Raw genomic sequence first — 1234 nt, 5'->3', positions numbered from 1 at the left:
ACCAATAAAAATCAAAGAATTGCTATACAAAATGATTTTAATTCAGGTAAAATAAAAGTTGTTATTGGAAGTGAAGCCATTCAGGAAGGAATGAATCTTCAGGAAAATACCACAGATGTGTATATGCTTACTTTACCCTACAATTTCACGTCTTTGCGACAGGTCGAAGGACGAGCGTGGAGGCAAGGAAATAAAAACGAAAATGTGAGAATCAATTTTATGTTGACCAGTGATAGTATTGATGTTTTTATGCTTCAAAAACTGCAATCCAAACAGGCAAGATATTTAGAAGCGATGAAAAAAGGAGCCGATGTTTTGGATGTTTCGGACATCAGTACACAAGAGCTTAAAACGTCCATCATTACCAATCCGGAAACCAGAGCCAACATTGAAATTGAATTGATGAAAAGAAGGATCGAAAGTGAGAAAAATAAGCATCTCGCAGATAGTGCTTTTGTTTTGAGGAAGTATGAAGATTTCTTAAAAGTGAAAGAATTAATAGCTAAAGCTGAACATTCCTACAATAGGATCGAAGGATATTCAAAAAATGAAGATGTAAATTCTGACTACTGGAGAACACAGTTACCTTCTTATCAAAGGACAATTGATTTACATAAAGCTCAAGTTCAGGAAGTGATTGAAAATCTCGCTGCAAAAGGGGTTAATGTTGCAGAAATTGAGAAGCAAACTAAAGCTACTGAAGAGAAGATTTCTGAATTGGATAAAAAGTTGGAAGAACTACCCGAAACGAAAGAGAATCTAATAGCAAAATATAAAATTGAAAAACAGAATAATTCCAACAACTCGAAGACTGACTTCAAATCAGAACGAGCAGCCGAAAACAAAATGATTTTCAAATTAGATAATGAAGCTTCAATTACATTTTCAAAACCTGAGAATTTGTTGAATTATTTAAATATAATGAGAGAAGGCGAAAATTATCAAAATTCATATTTAGGTAAAAGGCGATAAAAGTTAACTAAGTTTTTAGTAATTTTTGAGTTGTCCTGTTGTTAGTTAACATAGTTAGGGCTAACCAAAAATGATTACTTGCCGAGCAGATTTTACTTGCAAAGACTTCTATGATGAGGTTCATGCTGTCCACTACAAAAGATTAGAAAACACGTTGTTTTCTAATCTTTGGATATGCAAATAAAAATTCCAGTATAAGTTAAGCTACATTTTGATAAATTTTGTTTTGATTATTAAACTCTTCAATAGTTTTGTATTTCAG

At 32.3% G+C, this 1234-nt stretch carries 1 protein-coding gene; it reads left to right on the top strand.

Features of this window, described 5'->3' with window-relative positions; genetic code table 11:
• Positions 1 to 972: helicase C-terminal domain-containing protein (locus F564_RS19705; RefSeq protein ID WP_034982019.1), on the top strand; the 972-nt coding region annotated here is incomplete at its 5' end.
• Positions 973 to 1234 lie beyond the last annotated feature (262 nt).

The organism is Epilithonimonas tenax DSM 16811, from assembly GCF_000428485.1.
Lineage (GTDB): Bacteria > Bacteroidota > Bacteroidia > Flavobacteriales > Weeksellaceae > Epilithonimonas > Epilithonimonas tenax.
Note: the sequence above shows the minus strand (reverse complement) of the source record. Positions and strands in the feature narration are given on the sequence as shown.